General features: G+C 61.9%; 18 protein-coding genes. 13 read left to right on the top strand and 5 right to left on the bottom strand.

All coding sequences use genetic code 11. The features are described from left to right. The first annotated feature begins 319 nt into the window (after positions 1 to 319). Positions 320 to 1,024 (top strand): helix-turn-helix transcriptional regulator, encoded by a 705-nt coding sequence (locus G9X67_RS22165; protein ID WP_138334393.1) that lies wholly within the window; start codon positions 320 to 322, stop codon positions 1,022 to 1,024. Between the two features lie 30 nt (positions 1,025 to 1,054). Beyond that, positions 1,055 to 1,492 (top strand): response regulator, encoded by a 438-nt coding sequence (locus tag G9X67_RS22160; RefSeq protein ID WP_138334392.1) that lies wholly within the window; start codon positions 1,055 to 1,057, stop codon positions 1,490 to 1,492. A gap of 2 nt (positions 1,493 to 1,494) precedes the next feature. Here G9X67_RS22160 and G9X67_RS22155 read toward each other — a convergent pair whose 3' ends face one another. The 4 genes from G9X67_RS22155 to ybaL all read right to left on the bottom strand — a co-directional run bounded on the left by G9X67_RS22155 (position 1,495) and on the right by ybaL (position 7,260). Beyond that, on the bottom strand, positions 1,495 to 2,211 hold the full coding sequence (locus G9X67_RS22155) for an ATP-binding protein (protein WP_138334391.1): 717 nt from the start codon (positions 2,209 to 2,211) through the stop codon (positions 1,495 to 1,497). A gap of 160 nt (positions 2,212 to 2,371) precedes the next feature. Then, positions 2,372 to 4,921, bottom strand: coding sequence for a protein translocase subunit SecD (secD, locus tag G9X67_RS22150; RefSeq protein WP_171599682.1), 2,550 nt, complete (start codon positions 4,919 to 4,921; stop codon positions 2,372 to 2,374). An 83-nt stretch (positions 4,922 to 5,004) separates the two neighbouring features. Then, a complete protein-coding gene (locus G9X67_RS22145) occupies positions 5,005 to 5,385 on the bottom strand; it encodes a hypothetical protein (protein WP_164580610.1) in 381 nt (126 codons plus the stop codon). Between the two features lie 54 nt (positions 5,386 to 5,439). After that, a complete protein-coding gene (gene ybaL, locus G9X67_RS22140; protein ID WP_171599681.1) occupies positions 5,440 to 7,260 on the bottom strand; it encodes a YbaL family putative K(+) efflux transporter in 1,821 nt (606 codons plus the stop codon). A gap of 34 nt (positions 7,261 to 7,294) precedes the next feature. On the opposite strand from ybaL, the gene G9X67_RS22135 reads away from it, so the two are divergent. Further along, positions 7,295 to 7,597, top strand: a complete 303-nt coding sequence (locus G9X67_RS22135; RefSeq protein WP_171599680.1) for a helix-turn-helix transcriptional regulator — start codon at positions 7,295 to 7,297, stop codon at positions 7,595 to 7,597. A 78-nt stretch (positions 7,598 to 7,675) separates the two neighbouring features. Here the strand turns inward: G9X67_RS22135 and G9X67_RS22130 are convergent, their stop codons facing one another. After that, positions 7,676 to 9,097: a glycosyltransferase family 39 protein gene (locus G9X67_RS22130; protein ID WP_171599679.1), complete on the bottom strand. Its 1,422-nt coding sequence runs from the start codon at positions 9,095 to 9,097 to the stop codon at positions 7,676 to 7,678. A 725-nt stretch (positions 9,098 to 9,822) separates the two neighbouring features. On the opposite strand from G9X67_RS22130, the gene G9X67_RS22125 reads away from it, so the two are divergent. The 10 genes from G9X67_RS22125 to G9X67_RS22080 all read left to right on the top strand — a co-directional run bounded on the left by G9X67_RS22125 (position 9,823) and on the right by G9X67_RS22080 (position 18,246). Further along, on the top strand, positions 9,823 to 11,457 hold the full coding sequence (locus G9X67_RS22125) for a globin-coupled sensor protein (protein WP_171599678.1): 1,635 nt from the start codon (positions 9,823 to 9,825) through the stop codon (positions 11,455 to 11,457). Positions 11,458 to 11,520: 63 nt separating this feature from the next. Then, positions 11,521 to 11,817: an STAS domain-containing protein gene (locus tag G9X67_RS22120; RefSeq protein ID WP_003545491.1), complete on the top strand. Its 297-nt coding sequence runs from the start codon at positions 11,521 to 11,523 to the stop codon at positions 11,815 to 11,817. Then, complete coding sequence (gene cheY1 / locus G9X67_RS22115) at positions 11,814 to 12,179, top strand: chemotaxis response regulator CheY1 (protein WP_003545492.1); 366 nt, start codon at positions 11,814 to 11,816, stop codon at positions 12,177 to 12,179. Before G9X67_RS22120 ends, cheY1 begins: the two co-directional genes overlap by 4 nt. A gap of 17 nt (positions 12,180 to 12,196) precedes the next feature. After that, positions 12,197 to 14,482, top strand: coding sequence for a chemotaxis protein CheA (locus tag G9X67_RS22110; RefSeq protein ID WP_171599677.1), 2,286 nt, complete (start codon positions 12,197 to 12,199; stop codon positions 14,480 to 14,482). Positions 14,483 to 14,486: 4 nt separating this feature from the next. Continuing rightward, the gene (locus G9X67_RS22105; RefSeq protein WP_003545496.1) at positions 14,487 to 14,954 is read left to right on the top strand and encodes a chemotaxis protein CheW; all 468 of its coding nucleotides are present in this window, start codon (positions 14,487 to 14,489) and stop codon (positions 14,952 to 14,954) included. Further along, positions 14,951 to 15,859: a protein-glutamate O-methyltransferase CheR gene (gene cheR, locus G9X67_RS22100; RefSeq protein WP_017958975.1), complete on the top strand. Its 909-nt coding sequence runs from the start codon at positions 14,951 to 14,953 to the stop codon at positions 15,857 to 15,859. Before G9X67_RS22105 ends, cheR begins: the two co-directional genes overlap by 4 nt. Next, entirely contained in the window at positions 15,856 to 16,899 is a 1,044-nt protein-coding gene (gene cheB / locus G9X67_RS22095; protein WP_017958976.1) for a protein-glutamate O-methylesterase CheB, read from the top strand. The genes cheR and cheB overlap by 4 nt, the downstream gene beginning before the upstream one ends. Further along, positions 16,900 to 17,289 carry a response regulator gene (locus G9X67_RS22090; RefSeq protein WP_062942457.1) on the top strand — a complete coding sequence of 130 codons (390 nt, stop codon included), beginning with the start codon at positions 16,900 to 16,902 and terminating at the stop codon, positions 17,287 to 17,289. Beyond that, positions 17,286 to 17,840, top strand: coding sequence for a chemoreceptor glutamine deamidase CheD (gene cheD / locus G9X67_RS22085; RefSeq protein WP_003545509.1), 555 nt, complete (start codon positions 17,286 to 17,288; stop codon positions 17,838 to 17,840). The genes G9X67_RS22090 and cheD overlap by 4 nt, the downstream gene beginning before the upstream one ends. A 16-nt stretch (positions 17,841 to 17,856) precedes the next feature. Next, entirely contained in the window at positions 17,857 to 18,246 is a 390-nt protein-coding gene (locus tag G9X67_RS22080; RefSeq protein ID WP_003545510.1) for a hypothetical protein, read from the top strand. Positions 18,247 to 18,343 lie beyond the last annotated feature (97 nt).

Genomic DNA, 18,343 nt, shown 5'->3' with positions numbered 1-18,343 from the left:
ACGAACATCAGCCAACCCCTTAGCTGAATGGGTCTATCGGCTCTCTCGCGCTTACGTCTGGCACTGCCTTCTCGCATTCATGGATGTTGAATGCAGGAAGAATACGATACCCAGGTAAGAACTACTGCCCCTCAGTAAAATCTGCCCGTGCATCACCTGTCGTTGAGATAATTGATGATTTCCGCCTTACATATCGAAAGTCCCCGTTTTCGATATCTCTCATCAATCGTCTCGCAATTTTTGTAGCTCTTCGCGTTTAAGACGTATATCCCAAGATTTCGGGATTAGAGGCATTGGCGGGAGGAGAGGAAGAGTGGGAATGAACAATGCCCCGGCAATTCCCTTTCATGCCGGACCGGAGCTGAGCCGGGCGATCAACCGCACCGATTTTTTCCGTCTGCTGAAATCGGCGGCACAGCATTACAACTTCGATAATTTCGCGCTGGCCCGCATTTCCGAGGCTTCGGCCCCTTTCGGTGAACGCGATATCGTCATCACCAATGTTGCCGAGCGGCGTGTCGGCCTTTTCATCACGACGTTGAAGGAAGCGCTGGGCACCGTCCGGGCAAAGACCGCCCAGTTCCTGGCCACGCCGGTCCATGGCAGGAGCGCACAGCCGGAAGATTATCCGTCCGATCTTGTTTTCAACGAGTTCCTCGGCGGCGTCTTTCTCTTCATCCCGCTGTTCACGCCGGAAGGTCGGCGATATTGTCTCGTGCTCAGCGGCGAGCGTCAGGAGCCGGATCAGAGTGAGATCGCCGACATGCTTCTCGACGCCATGCGCATTTTCGACAAGCTCTACGAGGAAATCCTGACGCCGGAAATGTCCGGACGGCTGACCCAGCGCGAATCGGAAATCGTCAAATGGACGAGCGAAGGCAAGACGTCCGCGGAAATCGCCATCATTCTCGGTCTTTCCGAACATACGGTCAATTCGCACATCACCGCGGCCGCGCGCAAACTTGACGCTGTGAACCGCGTTCATATGGTGGCGATCGCCTTGAGGAATGGTTTGGTTTCGTGAAGTTGGTTTCGGGATTGGGGAAATGAGACGATGATCACCGAAACGGGCCGGAGGAATGCCGTAAAGGTTCTCTTTGTCGACGACGAATTCATCGAATTCCGCGCGCTCAAGAAGAAGATCGCCGATCTCTCCGAGCCGGCCGTCGAGGTTGAATATTCGCAATCGATCGGTGACGCGCTGGAAAAGATCCGCGCGGCGCGCTTCGATCTCATCCTGCTCGACAATCGCCTTTTGCCCAATGCCGATTTCCGCGACACGGTGCCGGAGTTGCGCGGCATCGGTTACACCGGTCCGATCGGCGTCGTCTCGACCGATATATCGGGCGGCTATTTCCAGGAATTCCCGGATTACGGCGTCGATTTCCGCATCGGCAAGGACGAAATCGATGCCCAGACGCTGCAACACATCATTCGCGAATATGTGACCTATGACGTCCCGGATTTCTGGAAGGACGATTACAGCATCTGATCTCAAGCGATGGGAAGGCGGATGATGAAGCGGCTGCCGCTTTCATCCGAATGTTCGAGGCTGATATCGCCGCCGAGCGCCGTCAGAAACTCCCGCGTCGTGGTCAATCCGAGACCGGCGCCCTGGACCGTTCCGGGCTTCGGCAATTTCCAGAAAGGCTCAAATATCCGCTCCCGGTAGGCGGGATCGATGCCCGTGCCGTTGTCGGAAATCCGGATGAACCAGTCCGTCCCCTCGCGCTCCGCGGCAATGGCCACATGCGGCGGCGCTTCGCTGCGATACATGAGGGCATTGGTCAGCAGATGCCGCAGCACCAGACCGAAGAGGGCAGGGTCGGTACGGATGGAGGGCAGGCCGTCGCTTTCAAGCGTCGCCTCGCCGACCGCCGTCTCGTCGGTCAGTTCGCCCCAGACATTTTCGGCGAGCGCCTGCAGATCGACCTCTTCAGGCGTCACCTGGGGTGTGCCGCCGGCAAGGCTCATCAATGCCTTGGTGAGGCGCTGCGCCGTCTGCGCCTTTTCCATGATCATCCGCAGGCTCTGAAGCTGTTCGCCGTCGAGCGTCTCCTCGAGATCGTCGAGCAGCAGTTCGGCATACATGGCGATATGGCGGAGCGGCGATTGCAGGTCGTGCGAAGCGGTCGCGAGAAAACGCTTGATGCGCTCCTCGCTGTCACTGGCAACGGTGGTTTCCGGCGGTCTTGTCGGGTCGGATGACATCTGGCGGCTTCCCCGATCTCAATGACAGCGCCGCGCGTCTTTTGAGACGCGCGAAAGACGCTGTAACACCTTGAATTGGCACATAATGCAATAGCCGACAATAGAAAGAGGGCGCCGGCTCTGCAACCGGCGCCCTCTTCAAGGATGCGTTAACGGGATTTTAGCTCGCGGACTTGCGCGGGCGACCCTGTTCCGGCGGAATGATTTCGACTGCCTCATCGGTTGCCGCTGCCGCCTTGGCATGGCGGCGGCGCCAGTCGCCGAGGAAGAGCAGGATGGGTGCCGCGATGAAGATCGACGAGGCGCCGGCCACGAGAATGCCGAAGACCATCGGGATCGCGAAGCTCGAAACCGCGCTGCCGCCCCAGATCGCCATCGGCACCAGCGCGAGGAAGGCCGTCGCATTGGTGTAAAGGCTTCGCGCCAGCGTCTCGTTGATCGACTTGTCGATGATCTCGCGCAACGGCATCGACTTGTAGAGCCGCATGTTTTCGCGCATGCGGTCATAGACGACGACCTTGTCGTTCACCGAGTAGCCGACGAGCGTCAGGATGGCGGCGATCGCCGTCAGATTGAAGTCGAGGCCGGTGATCGCGAAGAAGCCGATCGCCTTGGTGACGTCGAGCACCAGCGTGACGATGGCGCCGACGGCGAACGGCCATTCGAACCGCACCCAGATATAGATGAGCATTGCAAAGCTTGCGATCACCACCGACAGGATGCCGGCCCAGGCAAGCTCGCCGCTGACCTTCGGGCCGATGACGTCGGTGCCTTCGACGGTGGCGGTCGGATCGATCTTGGCGACTTCGGCCTTCAGCTTGGTCACTGCTGCCGTCTGCGCCTCTTCGCCGCCTTCCTGCCGTTGGGCACGAACGAGAATGCTGCTTTTGTCGCCGAAGGACTGCAGCGTGATTTCGCCGAGGCCGAGACTATCAAGACCTTCGCGGAACTTCGCAAGATCGGCCGTGCCCTGGGTCTTGACGGCCATCTGGATGCCGCCGCGGAAATCGACGCCGTAGTTGAGACCGGGATGAATGAACAGCACGACGGAGGCAATCGAAAGCAGCGCCGAGACGGTGACGCCGAAGAAGCGGGCCTTCATGAACTCGATGTGCTTGTCATAGGGGCTGAACGGGATCAACGGCCGGATGTTCAGCACCTTGAGCTTGCGGCGGCGGGTGATCTCGATCATCGCGACACGCACGAAGGCGACCGATGTGAACATCGAGATGATCAGGCCGAGCGCCATGGTCACGGCAAAGCCGCGAACCGGTCCGGAGCCGAAAAAGAACAGGATGGCCGCAGCGATCAGGGCCGTCATGTTGCCGTCGATGATGGTCGAATAGGCACGGCGGAAGCCCGTATCGATGGCGGCAAAGGCGCCCTTGCCCTTGCGGGTCTCTTCACGAATACGCTCGTTGATGAGAACGTTGGCGTCGACCGCAAGGCCGATGCCGAGCACGACACCGGCAATGCCCGGCAGCGTCAGCGTCGCGCCAACCAGCGTCAGGGCCGAGAAGGTTAGGATCGTGTGGATCAGCAGCGCGACATTCGCCAGGATGCCCCAGGTGCCATAGAGAACGAAGATGAAGAGTGCGACGAGAGCAAAGCCGACGAGGCCGGAATAAATACCCATCTTGATGGCGTCAGCGCCGAGGTCGGCGCCGACGGTGCGTTCCTCGATGACCGTAAGCTTGGCGGGCAGGGCGCCGGCGCGCAGCATGGCGGCCAGCGTCGTTGCGCTGTCGGCCGAGAAGCTGCCCGAGATCTGGCCGGAGCCGCCAGTGATCGGCTCGCGGATAACAGGCGCGCTCAGCACCTTGTCGTCGAGGACGATGGCGAAGGGATTGCCGACGTTCTGGCGGGTGATCTCGGCAAAGCGGCGGGCGCCGGCGCTGTCGAAGCGGAAGCTGACGATCGGCTCACGCGTGTTCGGGTCGAAGCTGACGCGGGCATCCGAAAGGCGGTCGCCGGAGATTTCGACGCGGTCGAGGACCGGATAGGACCTGCCTTCATCGTCCTTCAGCATGGTCACGCCGGGTCCGGGCGCATTGTTCGGCGACAGCATATGGAACGACATCTTGGCGGTGGAGCCGAGAAGTTCGCGCAGGCGCGAGGGATCCTGCGCGCCCGGAAGCTGGACGAGCACGCGGTTGGCGCCGATGCGCTGGATGGTCGGCTCGGAGACGCCGACCTGGTCGACGCGCTGGCGGATGACTTCGAGGCTCTGCTGGACGGCATTGTCGACATTGGCGGCGATGCCGGCCCGCGAGAAGCCGATGGTGATGGTGGCGCCGTTCGCCGTGACATCAAGATCCGCCTGACCGGCGCTGAGGCCGGTGCTGATCGGGTTGGCAAGCGTCTTGAGTTCGGTGACGGCAGCATCGCTCTGTGAGGCATCGGCGAGCGTCACGACGATCTGGTTCTGGCTGCGGACCACGGCTTTCGGCTGGATGCCCTTTTCGCGCAGCACGCGGCGCGCGTCCTGAAGCAGCGATTGCAGCCGCTCCTTGGTAAGGTCGGCTTCGTCGACTTCCAGAACGAGGTGCGAACCGCCGCGAAGGTCGAGGCCGAGCGACACCTGCTCATGCGGCAGCCAGGCCGGCACGCGCTGGAGGACGGATTGCGGCAGGACGTTCGGTAGGGCGATCAATAGGCCGAGTAGGATGATCACCGTATAGGTGACCACCAGCCATCGTGAAGTACGCATATTGTATTCCTTGATATCGAGGGCCGGCGCTCGGGCGCTGGCGGCATGTCGTCAATAGTCGGAAGCGCCGATCGGCGCGAGCGTCAGGCAGCGACCGGCGGTGCGCGCGGCTGATGGGTCCTGGAGACTGCGGCATGAAGCGAAGCTTCAAATGCCGGAAAAGGCGCGGCCATGGTCCAGCCGGAAAAATCGACAGCCGGGGCGGCGGCAAGGGCAAGCGGTCCGGCGTCATGCGCCGCCTGCTTCGGTGCAAGCTTGCGTTCTGTGGCAAGCAGCCCGCGCACGGCATCGCGCGCAGTCAGCTGCGGCGGCTGCGAATCCCGATCGGAAGAGGAAAGCGTATTGGCGGCGGCGGCCGGCGAGATCACCAGATTGCCGCCGAAAAGCAGGCCGAGATAGGCAAGGACGGCGACGAGGAGGGAAGCGGCGATACGGCTCGTCAGACGGCGCTGGTCCAGCTCCATCTTCTCCGTCCCGGCAATGTCACTCCCGTATCGGCTCAAAAGCGCGCCAATCTCTCATTCTCTTTCCGGCGGAGGGTCATCCGTCGGCATAATTGTATCAGGCCCATGCCCGTCTTCATAGGGCACACTCTCATGATGCACTTGAGCGAGCCGGTCAACCATGCCCAGCGCGATTTCACGCTCGCCCATGATGACCGTGTCGGCGCCATATTGCTTCAGCTCATCGACCTCGGCGTCGGAATGGGCGCGGGCAACGATGAGGATCGATGGATTGACGCTGCGGGCCTGCTCGATGATGCGGCAGGCTTCGAAGGCGTTCGGGATGGCGATGGCAATGCTGCGGGCGCCAGAGAGATTGGCAAGGTCGAGCGTTTCCCGCATCACCGCATTGCCCGACAGAGTTTCGATACCCTGCGCCTTCAGCTCGCCGATGCGCTTGTCGGAGTCCTCGATGACGAGAAAAGGTGTGGCCGACGACTTGAGATTCTGTCCGACGATGCTGCCAACCCGCCCGTAGCCGACGAGAATGGAATGGCCGCTGAGAGCGGTCGGGTGCACCTCGTCGTCTTCGGGCGGCATCTCCTCCTGCGCTGCTATGGCATCTGCAGCGGGAGCAGGGTCCGCCACGACGTCTTCGCGCTTTGCACCATCCAGCAGCGGCCGCATGCGGTCGCAAAGGAAGAACAGCAGCGGATTGAGGATGATCGAGATGATGGCGCCGGCAAGGATCAGATCGCGGCCTTCCTCCGGCAGCAGCCCCAGTTCGACGCCGAGGGCGGCGAGGATGAAGGAGAATTCGCCGATCTGGCCGAGGCTGGCCGAAATCGTCAGCGCCGTACTGAGCGGCTTCTTGAAGGCGAGCACGATGAGGAGCGCGGCGACGGACTTGCCGATGACGATGATGAAGATGGTGGCAAGGATCGGCAGCGGCTTGTCGATCAGGATGTTCGGATCGAACAGCATGCCGACCGAGACGAAGAACAGTACGGCAAAGGCGTCGCGCAGCGGTAGGCTTTCCTGTGCGGCGCGATGGCTGAGCTCGCTTTCGGCAAGCACCATGCCGGCAAAGAAGGCGCCGAGCGCCAGCGACACGCCGAAGAGCTTCGCCGCTCCGAAGGCGACGCCGAGCGCGATCGCCAGCACGCCGAGCCGGAAGAGTTCGCGCGAACCGGTATGGGCGATGCGGTGCATCGTCCAGGGAATGAGCTTGCGGCCGAAAACCAGCATCAGCGCCACGAACAGCGCCACCTTTACCAGCGTCATGGCGATCATGCCGCCGATGCCGAGATCGAGGCCGAACAGGCGGCTCAGCGCGGCCGACAGCGGCTCGACGGGAGCGTGACCCTCACCGCCGATGCTGGCTGCGGCCGGGATCAGCACCAGCGCCAGCACCATGGCGAGATCCTCGACGATCAGCCAGCCGACGGCGATCCTGCCGCGCTCCGTCTCGACCAGGCGCCGCTCCTGCAGCGCCTTCAGCAGCACGACGGTGGAAGCGACCGAAAGCGCCAGGCCGAAGACCAGGCTGCCGCCGGTCGACCAGCCCATGAAGGCGCCGAGCCCCCAGCCGAGCAATGTCGCAAATGCGATCTGCACGATCGCGCCCGGCACGGCGATGCCGCGCACCGACAGCAGGTCTTTCAGGGAGAAATGCAGCCCGACGCCGAACATCAGCAGGATGACGCCGATTTCGGCAAGCTCCGGCGCAAGGTTCTGATCCGCCACATAACCCGGCGTATGTGGCCCCACGAGCACGCCGGCGATCAGATAACCGACGAGCGGCGGCATCCGCAGCCGATGGGCGAAGGCGCCGAAGATGAAAGCCAGCACAAGGCCGCCGACGATTGTCGAAATCAAGGGCGTATCGTGTGGCATCATTGTCTCCCGATCTGGAAATCCCGTTCGTAATATGACATATATGGGTTATATCGACCAATATGGGCAACTTGAAATCATGGGTCAAGGCGCAAGAGAAACAATTCTCACTCCCGCTCTCTGCCGCGCGGCGCGCGGCCTGCTGGACTGGACCCAGACAGACCTTGCTGAAAAGGCCGCCGTCTCGCGCAGCACCATCCGCGATTACGAGGGCCGGCACCACGACATCCATCGTGCGACGGAGGCGCAGCTGCGCCTCGCCTTCGAGGAAGGCGGCGTCAAATTCGTGGAGATCGAAGGGACGGGCACCGGTCTCTGCCTGCCCACTGCCCAATAAAATGATGCAGCAATACAAAGTGTTACCGCGCCGCGCCTCTGAAAAAAGCTTGGCGCTGTCATAAAACGGGCTGAAACCTCAGGGCGCCAGGCAGGTGGCAGAGACCTTGTAGATGGAAAGCGTCTTACCCTTGTAGTTGCCCTCCGTCGGCTGCCAGTTCTTCAGCACCTCGGGCGTCTCGGTGGCGCAGGTAAAGGCCCCGTCCGTTAGGAAAAGCACCTTGCCGGTGATGCCGGCGGGCAGAGCGAATTCCTGCTCGTAATAGCTTTCCGGAAGGCCGGCGGGCGCTCGCGCATAGATCCTGTAGGATGCATCCCGCAGCGTATAGAAAAGATCGGCGACCATGTCGCGATTGTCGGTGACGATAATGTCGGTGCCGGCCTGAGCTGCGAGTGCTGCGGCCTCGCGGCTGACCTCGGCGCGGCCGAGATAGCGCTTCATCAGCGCGTCGCCGTTCGGCAGCAGCAACTGATGCGGAAAGATCGTCGCCAGCGGAAAGAGCAGGCTGGCGATGCCGTTGATGGTGAGCGACAGCCTGAGCCCCTTCGGCCACTTCAGGTAGAGCAGCCAGACGGCAAGGATGGTGCCTGCGACATAGGCGGTCACCGCCCAGTTGGCATAGGCCTTGGCGACCGTTGCCTGCAGCGTGATGAGCAGCACGACCGGCATCGACAGCCAGACCAGCATCTTTTCCCGATCGTCGCTCCTGCCTCTGATCATCCGGTAGACCGCCCAGAGCATCGCAAAGAAGATGATCGGCCCGACGACGCCGAATTGGGCGGAGAAGAATTCAAGCCCGCGACGGAGATTGATGCCGAGTTCGCTCCAATGGGCGATGTCCTGGGTATGTCGCACCGTCGTGTTGTCGTGCTGCAGGTTCCACCAGAGGTTCGGCAGGGCGACGACCGCCGCGACCGCGACCGCGATGATGAAATCGCGAATGGCGATGCGGGCCGCCGGAATGAGGAGGAGGGCAATCGCGCCGCCCGGAACGACGAACAGCACGGCATATTTCGTCAGGAAGGCGAGGCCGACGCCAAGGCCCATGACGAGCGCCAGCCCGACCGAGCGCCGCTGCGTCAGGCCGAAATAGGCAAGCAAGGCGATCGCGATGAAGAACAGCAGGATCACGTCGGTCGAGAAGAACACCGAAGAAAGCGCCACACCGGGGAACGTGATGTAAGTGGCGCCCGTCCAGCCTTCGATCTCCGGCCCGACGAAACGTTTTGCCGTCTTCATCAGCACCAGTGCTGCTGCCATGTGGATCAGCGGTCCGAGCAGCCTGATCCAATAGATGGCGTTGGAGCCGGAAAGCTCGGTCATCGCCCGGATCACCCACGCAATCATCGGCGGCTTGGAATAATAGCCGAGGTCGAGGTTTTGCGACCAGAACCAGTACTGCGCCTCGTCGACGAAAAGGTCCGTCGTATCGAAATTGAGCATGACGACGCGCCAGAGCGTGAAGCCAAGAACGATGAGGAGACCAGATCTGGGGGACATGAACCGATAGTTCCGCTGACATGAAAGGCGCGAGTGCGATACACCAAAGGTGCCGGACTGCCAACGGGGAAGGGTGGGTCTAAAGCATGTCACGCAAAACTGTGCAGCGGTTTTGCGACAACGACATGGTGGAAATAAAGCCTAAAGCGCGCGGAGCGTATCTGAAAGATTGCGACGCGGTTAGAACACCCGAAGGGCGCGGATGTCGCGGTTTGCGGCGATGGAATCGAGGCGGGCGACGGCGGCAAGCAGCGTCATTGCAATCAAGCAGGCACCCAATCCGAGAACAATCATTGCTCTGTCCTTGTCGACGTCATGTCTTGGTTATCGACCGGCATATAACACGGAGCTTGCGTGTGCCTTGTAGCAGCCATGCAACTCCGCAACAGTATTTGCTGCGAACTGCCTTGAATTGCTTGAAAAGCCTGTCCTCCGAAAGGCTTATTAACCTTCAAGCAAGGAATTAACCATAAACATTGGTCTACACGTCGGAATGGGAAGATGCACTCGTTCCCACCAGGCATGACGCCGTCCCGCCGTACCGGGTTGATCCGGTATCCATCTCTTCAGACAGCTCCGAAACATAGCTGATCAGGGGGCTTCGCTCCGCCGGTTGTAACCGGTGGTGAGGACCGTCTCAACGCTTCGCGTTCATCGGATGCTGCACAAGTTTTTGGCCGGGCTTTCGCCCGGAAAGTGGTTGGGGACAGGCGTTGAGGCAGGACATGCCATCAGATCAGGCTCGTGGAGCGCAGGCAGGCAGCTTGCGCGACCGCCTGCGCTTTGCCGGTCTCGATGCCGACCAGTGCGAGCTGGTGCGCCGTAACCGGCCGGCGCTTGAAGCCCATCTGAAGGCGGGCCTCAGGGATCTCTTCCACCGGTTCCAGTCATTCCCAGACGCCTCGCGCAATTTCGAGAGCGAGCGCCAGGTCGAGCGCCTGCACGATCTGCAATCTTCGCATTGGGACGTGCTGACGGATGCACGGTTCGACAGCCTCTATGCCGAGCGCGTCAAGGTTCTCTCCGATACCGAAAGCAAGATGGGTCTTGACCCGCGCTGGCACGTGGCCGGCCATGGCGTCATGCTGGAGCATCTCGTTTCCGGCCTCGCCGAAGTGATCGCCGGCCGTCCACTGCTGCCGTCGGCCAAGCGCCGCACCCGCGAAATCTCCGACCTGATGACGGCGATCATCCGCATCGTCATGGTCGATGTGGAAATTGCCGTCTCGCTCCGCTTCAATGCGCTGCGCGCCGGGGAGCAGCGCGCGCTCGCCGATCAGCGTGCCGCCAACGAGGCCGAAATCATCCGGATCTTCGGCGATGTCATCGACGGCCTGTCCGCACGCGACCTGACGCGACGCGCGCCGGTCGACAGCGACGGCGCCTATGGCGGCATCGCTGTCGCGCTGAACAGTGCATTGGATGGCCTCCAGGCCGAATTCACCACTATTACCGAGCGCACGGTCAAGGCCGAAGCGGCGACGGGCTCACTTGCCGGTCTGTCGCGGCAGTTTGCAAGCACGGCGTCCGGCCAGGCCGACCGGCTGCAGCTTTCCGCCGTTGCCCTTGCCGGCATCGCCGGCAGTGTGCGCGACGGCGCCGCCGACAGCCGTGCTGCCGAACAGGCGGCCGCCACGACGCGCGCTGCCGTCGAGGAAAGCGGCGAGGTCGTCGGCCGCGCGATCAGCGCCATGGCCGATATCGAGCAGTCGGCCGAAAAGATCGGCCAGATCATCGGCGCGATCGACGAGATCGCCTTCCAGACCAATCTTCTGGCGCTGAATGCCGGCATCGAGGCCGCCCGCGCCGGCGATTCCGGCCGCGGTTTTGCCGTCGTCGCCCAGGAAGTCCGCGCCCTTGCCCAGCGTTCGGCCGAAGCCGCCCGCGAGATCAAAACCCTGGTGACGACGACCAAGGCGCAGGTCGATGCCGGCGTGCAGATGGTTGGCCGCACACAGGATTCGATCGGCAGCATCGTGCGTCAGGTCACCGACATCAACGCCGCGATATCAGGCATCGCCACCCGAACCGGCGAACATGCCGCAAGCCTCGACAGCGTGACAGCCGACGTCAAGGGCCTGGGTGGCGAGGTGGCCGATAGCGCCGGCCTTGCGGAGCGCTCGGCCGAAGGCGCCGACCACCTCCACACCGTCATTCTCGAGCTCGGCCAGACGATTCGCGAATTCCGCATCGCCCGGGAAAACGCCACCGCCGGGCGCCCGGCGCCGGTGCGCGTGACACCGCCGCGCGCCCTTGAGGGCGCTACCCGCCCGGCACCGGTCGTCGACGAATACGAAAATGAAGATTTTGGCCTACCACAGCCCTTCGCAAGCGTCGGAGGTGGGCGGAATGTTTACTAACCTATCGGATGATTGCCTCAGCCTGTCTTTTCGGGCCGGGGACAAGGGGACAAGGAAAAGCTGATGGCAGCAAAGAAGAGTGGCAAAACGCTGGATTTGACAGCGGTGCTCGACCTCAACGAGGCTTCCGCCTTGCGCGATAAACTCCTTTCTCTCCGGGGTAGCGGTCTTTCGATAGACGCTTCCGGCGTCGAACGGATCGGTGCGCTTTGCGCCCAGGTTCTGATGTCCGCCGAGAAGACCTGGGAGCAGGACAAGCAGCCGTTCACCTTCTCCAAGGTGTCCGACGCATTTCAGAAAACCATGCAGCTGGTTGGCGTCAATATTGACCACCTGCTTGCCAAGGAGATTCGGCAATGAAGAAAAAAGTGCTGACCGTGGATGATTCCCGCACCATCCGAAACATGCTTCTCGTGACGCTGAACAATGCCGGCTTCGAGACGATCCAGGCGGAAGACGGCATCGAGGGCCTCGAGGTTCTCGAAGAGTCCAATCCCGACGTCATCGTGACCGACATCAACATGCCGCGCCTCGACGGTTTCGGCTTCATCGAAGGTGTCCGCCGCAACGAGAAATATCGGGCGATCCCGATCCTGGTCCTGACCACCGAAAGCGACGCGGAAAAGAAGAACCGCGCCCGCCAGGCCGGTGCCACGGGCTGGATCGTCAAGCCTTTCGACCCGGCCAAGCTGATCGATGCCATTGAGCGTGTAACCGCTTAAACCCAGGATTTGCTCCTATGGATATGAACGAAATCAAAGAGATCTTTTTCCAGGAGTGCGAGGAACAGCTCGCCGAGTTGGAATCCGGTCTTCTGAAATTGAATGATGGCGATCGCGATCCGGAAACCGTCAATGCGGTGTTCCGTGCCGTGCATTCGATCAAGGGTGGCGCCGGCGCCTTCGGCCTTGACGATCTGGTCGCCTTCGCCCATGTCTTCGAGACCACTCTCGATTGCGTTCGATCCAACAAGCTTGAGCCGAACCAGGATGTCCTGAAGGTGATGCTGAAGTCGGCCGACGTGCTCGCCGACCTGACGAATGCTGCGCGCGACGGCGGCAGCGTCGATGAAAGCCGCAGCCGCGGCCTCGTCAAGGAGCTCGAGGCGCTGGCCAACGGCGAATTGCCGTCTCCCTCTGCGTCAGCCGAGGCGCCCGCGCCGAAGGCCGCCGCAAAGGCAGCATCGGCCGCTCCGGCGCCGACCCCCAAGCCGACGGACGACAGCGGCTTCCAGCCGGTCCCCTTTTCCTTCGACGATTTTGGCGGCGAAGACGATGCGGGCGGCATGCCGACCTATGAAGTCATCTTCAAGCCGCGCTACGAGCTCTATTCCAAGGGCAATGACGCCACCCTGCTGCTGCGTGATCTCTCGCGCCTGGGTGAAATGACGATCTATTGCAATACGGATGACCTGCCGGGCCTTGAGGAACTCGATCCGGAAGGCGCTTATTTCTTCTGGAACGTCACGATCAAGACGGACAAGGGCGAGGACGCCATCCGCACCGTCTTCGAATTCGCCGAGTGGGATTGCGAACTGACGGTCAAGCCGGTCGAAGAAGCAAGGGCTGACGCGACCAGCAACGACGAACTGCCGATGGTGCCGGTTCCCTTCGATCTGTCGATCCTGGACGAAACGGGCGCAATGGAAGAGGTTTTCGCCGGAGACGCGCGGGCCGAGGAGACGGCTGCAGCCGTTGCCGCCGCCGAGACTGCCTCCAACGTCACGCAGATTGTCGCCGCCCGCGTCGAGAAGAAGGAATCGGCAGCCGCCGCAGCGGCCGCAGCAAGTGCCGCCGCCCAGAACAATGCCGCCGGTGCCGGCCAGACCATCCGCGTCGATCTCGACCGTGTCGACCGCCTCATCAACCTCGTCGGCGAATTGGTCATCAACCAGGCGATGCTGTCGCAGAGCGTCATCGAGAATGATACGACCGGCACCTCCTCGATCAATATGGGCCTCGAGGAGTTGCAGCAGCTCACCCGCGAGATCCAGGACTCGGTCATGGCGATCCGTGCGCAGCCGGTGAAGCCGGTCTTTCAGCGCATGTCGCGTATCGTTCGCGAAATCGCCGACATGACCGGCAAGTCGATCCGCCTGATCACCGAAGGTGAAAACACCGAAGTCGACAAGACGGTCATCGACAAGCTGGCCGAACCGCTGACCCACATGATCCGCAATGCCGTCGACCACGGCATCGAAACGCCCGAAAAGCGTGCAGCCGCCGGCAAGAACACCGAAGGCACGGTCCGCCTGACCGCCAAGCATCGTTCGGGACGCATCCTGATCGAGCTTGCCGACGACGGCGCCGGCATCAACCGCGAGAAGGTCCGCCAGAAGGCGATCGACAACGACCTCATCCCGGCCGATTCCAACCTGTCGGACGAGGAAATCGACAACCTGATCTTCCTGCCGGGCTTCTCGACGGCCGATAAGATCTCAGACATCTCCGGCCGCGGCGTCGGCATGGACGTCGTCAAGCGTTCGATCCAGGCGCTCGGCGGCCGCATCAACATCACCTCGAAGCCGGGTCACGGCTCGGTCTTCACCATGAGCCTGCCGCTGACGCTCGCCGTCCTCGACGGCATGGTGGTCACCGTCGCCGGCCAGACGCTGGTCGTGCCGCTGACGGCAATCGTCGAAACCCTGCAGCCGGAAGCGGCCGCGATCCACTCCTTCGGTGCGAACCACCGGCTGATCTCGATCCGCAACAGCTTCTGCCCGCTGGTCGATGTCGGCCGCATCCTGAACTTCCGCGCGACGCAGGCCAATCCGGTCGAGGGCGTGGCGCTTCTGGTGGAATCCGAAGGCGGCGGCCAGCGCGCCCTGATGGTCGACGCCATCCAGGGTCAGCGCCAGGTGGTCATCAAGAGCCTGGAAGCGAACTACACCCATGTGCCGGGCATCGCCGCCGCCACCATCCTCGGTGACGGGCGCGTCGCTCTCATCCTCGATGTCGACGCGGTCGTCGGCGCTTCGCGCGGCCAGTCGCTCAAAGCGGAAATGTCGTTAGCAGCGGTGGGATAAGGGAATGTCGTACACTGTAAAAAATCTGAACGAAGGGGATCGCGAGCTGATCGCGTTCCGCATCGGGGATCAGGAATTTTGCGTGAACATCATGTCGGTTCGCGAAATCCGCGGCTGGACCCCGGCAACCGCGATGCCGCATTCGCCTGGCTATATGCTGGGTGTCATCAACCTGCGCGGCGCGGTGCTGCCGATCATCGATCTTGCGGCCCGGCTCGGCATGAAGCCGGCCGATCCGACTGCCCGTCATGTCATCATCGTCGCCCAGGTCCGGCGCAAGGTTGTCGGCCTGCTGGTCGATGCCGTTTCCGATATCCTGACGGTGACCGACGAAACCATCCAGCCGACGCCCGAGATCTCCTCCGAACTCGAGCGTCAATTTGCCCGCGGCGTTCTCGCCATCGAGAAGCGCATGATCTGCCTGATCGAACTCGAATCCCTCTTTCCAGAGACCGAAAGCGAAGCCGCATGAGTGTAATGGGCGCAAAAGATCAGAGGCAGGGATCCGACGAGGTCCTGGCAAGCGGAGAATATCCGCTGACACGCCGCGACCTCACTGAGATCGCCGCGATGATCTATTCGGATGCCGGCATCTTCCTCAACGAGACGAAGGCGTCGCTCGTCTATTCGCGCCTGTCGAAGCATATCCGCAATCTCGGCCTGTCCGGCTTCCGGGAGTATTGCGACCTCGTCGCCTCGCCGGCGGGTGCTGCGCCGCGCCGCGAGATGCTCTCGCATCTGACGACCAATTTTACCCGCTTCTTTCGCGAAAACCACCATTTCGACCATCTGCGCGACCATGTCCTGCCGGAGCTTCTGCAGCGGGCGAGATCGGGCGGCAGGGTGCGCATCTGGTCGGCCGCCTCTTCCGACGGGCAGGAACCCTATTCGATCGCGCTGACGGTGCTGTCGCTGATGCCGAATGTCGCCGATTACGACTTCAAGATCCTGGCGACCGACATCGATCCGAAGATCCTCGCGATCGCCCGCGCCGGCGCCTATGACGAAAATGCGCTCGAAACTGTGTCGCCCGCCATGCGCAAGCAATGGTTCAGCGAAGTTGAGGTGCAGGGCCGCAGGAAGTTCCAGGTCGACGACCGCGTGAAGCGGCTGATCACCTACAACGAGTTGAACCTGATGGCGCAATGGCCGTTCAAGGGCAAGTTCGACGTCATCTTCTGCCGCAACGTCGTCATCTATTTCGACGAGCCGACGCAGATGAAGATCTGGCAGCGTTTTGCCGGTCTGCTGCCGGAGGGCGGTCATCTCTATATCGGCCATTCCGAGCGTGTTTCGGGTGAGGCAAAACACGTCTTCGACAATATCGGCATCACGACCTATCGCTATACGGCCAAAGGTCTCGGGAGGAAGGCATGAGCGCTCCGGCAAGAGTTCTCGTTGTTGACGACTCGCCGACGATGCGGGGCCTGATCACCGCCGTGCTGAGTTCCGACCCCGAGGTCAACGTCATCGGCCAGGCCGGCGACGCTCTGGAAGCGCGCGAGGCGATCAAGCGGCTGAACCCCGACGTCCTGACGCTCGACATCGAGATGCCGAACATGAACGGCCTCGATTTCCTCGAAAAGATCATGACGCTGCGTCCGATGCCGGTCATCATGGTATCCACGATGACCCATCGCGGCGCCGAGGCGACGCTTGCGGCGCTGGAGATCGGCGCGTTCGACTGTGTCGGCAAGCCGGCGCCGGGCGAACTCAGGCCTTTCGGCGACCTCGCCGAGAAGGTCAAGGCAGCCGCCCGCACGCAACGCCAGTATTCCCAGCCCGTCGCTGCCGTCGCGCCACCACCCTCGGTCGCCGACTTCCGCGTCGGCCGCAAGATCGTCGCGATCGGCTCGTCGACCGGCGGCGTCGAGGCACTCATTGCCGTGCTGCAGAAATTTCCGGCGAATTGCCCGCCGACCGTCATCACCCAGCATATGCCGCCGACCTTCACCAAGAGCTTTGCCGAACGGCTGAACCGCCTCTGTGCGCCGGTGGTGCAGGAAGCGACCGACGGCGCCCGGCTCGAAATCGGCAAGATCTATCTGGCCCCCGGCGGCGAGCGGCACCTGCAGGTCAGTGGTGCCTCGGCACCGTGCTGCCGTCTCATCGACCGCGCGCCGGTCAACGGTCACCGCCCCTCGGTGGACGTGCTGTTCGATTCGGTCGCGGAACTGGCGGGCCGCAACGCTGTCGGCGTGATTTTGACCGGAATGGGCCGCGATGGCGCCGCCGGATTGTTGAAAATGCGCCACGCCGGCGCCAGAACGCTCGGCCAGAACGAAAAAACCTGTGTCGTTTACGGAATGCCAAGGGTTGCTCATGAACTTGGCGCCGTTGAGCAGCAGCTGCCGCTGTCTGCCATCGGTGAAGAAATATTGAAAATGACAGCCGCCCGAAAGGAAGGGACCGAATAAATGTCGATCGCGGAGAAAATCAAAGTTCTGATCGTCGACGATCAGGTAACGAGCCGGTTGCTGCTCAGTGACGCGCTGACCCAGCTCGGTTTCAAGCAGATCACGTCGGCCGGCGACGGTGAGCAGGGCATGAAGATCATGTCCGAGCAGCCGCACCACCTGGTGATCTCGGACTTCAACATGCCGAAGATGGATGGCATCGGCTTCCTTCAGGCGGTGCGCACCAACCCCAACACCAAGAAGGCGGCCTTCATCATCCTGACCGCCCAGGGCGACCGCGCACTGGTGCAGAAGGCGGCTCAGCTCGGCGCCAACAACGTGCTCGCCAAGCCATTCACGATCGAAAAGATGAAAGCGGCGATCGAAGCCGTGTTTGGAGCCCTGAAATGATCACTGAGGGGGCAGCCCGCCGCGTGCACATCATTCAGGGCGAGTACAAGGTTCTGAACGATCCGAATGCGGTCCTCTCGACCATTCTCGGTTCGTGCGTGGCTGCGTGCCTCAGAGATCCTGTCGCCGGTGTCGGCGGCATGAACCACTTTCTGCTGCCCGGTTCGGCGACGTCGCCGACATCAGGCGGCGATGCAACGCGGTACGGCGTGCATCTGATGGAACTGCTGATCAACGGTCTCCTGAAGCAGGGCGCCCGGCGCGACCGGCTGGAGGCAAAGATCTTCGGCGGCGCGAAGACGATCTCGACATTCTCCAATGTCGGTGAGCAGAACGCGGCCTTCGCCGTGCAGTTCCTCAGGGATGAAGGCATTCCGGTGGTCGGTTCCTCGACCGGCGGAGAACACGGACGCAAGCTTGAATATTGGCCGGTCTCCGGTCGTGCCCGGCAATACCCCCTGACCGGCGCCGAAACGCAGAGAACCGTCGCTCTCGAGCAGCGCCCCGCCGCTCCGCAGAAACCCGTCGAAACCAGTATCGAATTTTTTTGATGGCGAGGATTTTCATATGACATTTACCCAGATGATGGAGCCGCCTGCGCCTGTCGAAGCGCTGAGCGACATCCTGATGCGCATCGTGTCCGAACTGCACGATGTCGCCTACCTCATCGAGCGCATCGAGCCGCAGCTTCTCGAAATCGGCGGCGCCGAAATCCTGAATTCGCCGGATGCCATGAAGGTCATGCAGGGCATTGATCTGGCCGTGCAGAAATCGCGCGGCCTTGCTGAATTCATCGATACCATCACCGGCGAAATCCCGCACGGCTGGGCAGTCGACGTCGCAACCGCGCTCAGCCTCGTCAAGCTGGCAGAGATGCAGAAGGCTTTGGGCGGCGCCACACGCCACGGCCACTCCCAGCCATTGAGCAAGGCAGCCGGTGACTTCGATTTCTTCTAAAGCGCGTCGCGATCTTTCAGATTCGCTCCTCGCGCTTTAGGTCTTTGTTTTTACGCATGTCGTTGTCGCAAAACCGCCGTACACTTTTGCGCGACAT

The organism is Rhizobium sp. WYCCWR 11152, from assembly GCF_013087615.1.
GTDB classification, from domain to species: domain Bacteria; phylum Pseudomonadota; class Alphaproteobacteria; order Rhizobiales; family Rhizobiaceae; genus Rhizobium; species Rhizobium indicum.
This window is presented reverse-complemented; position numbering and strand designations above follow the sequence as displayed.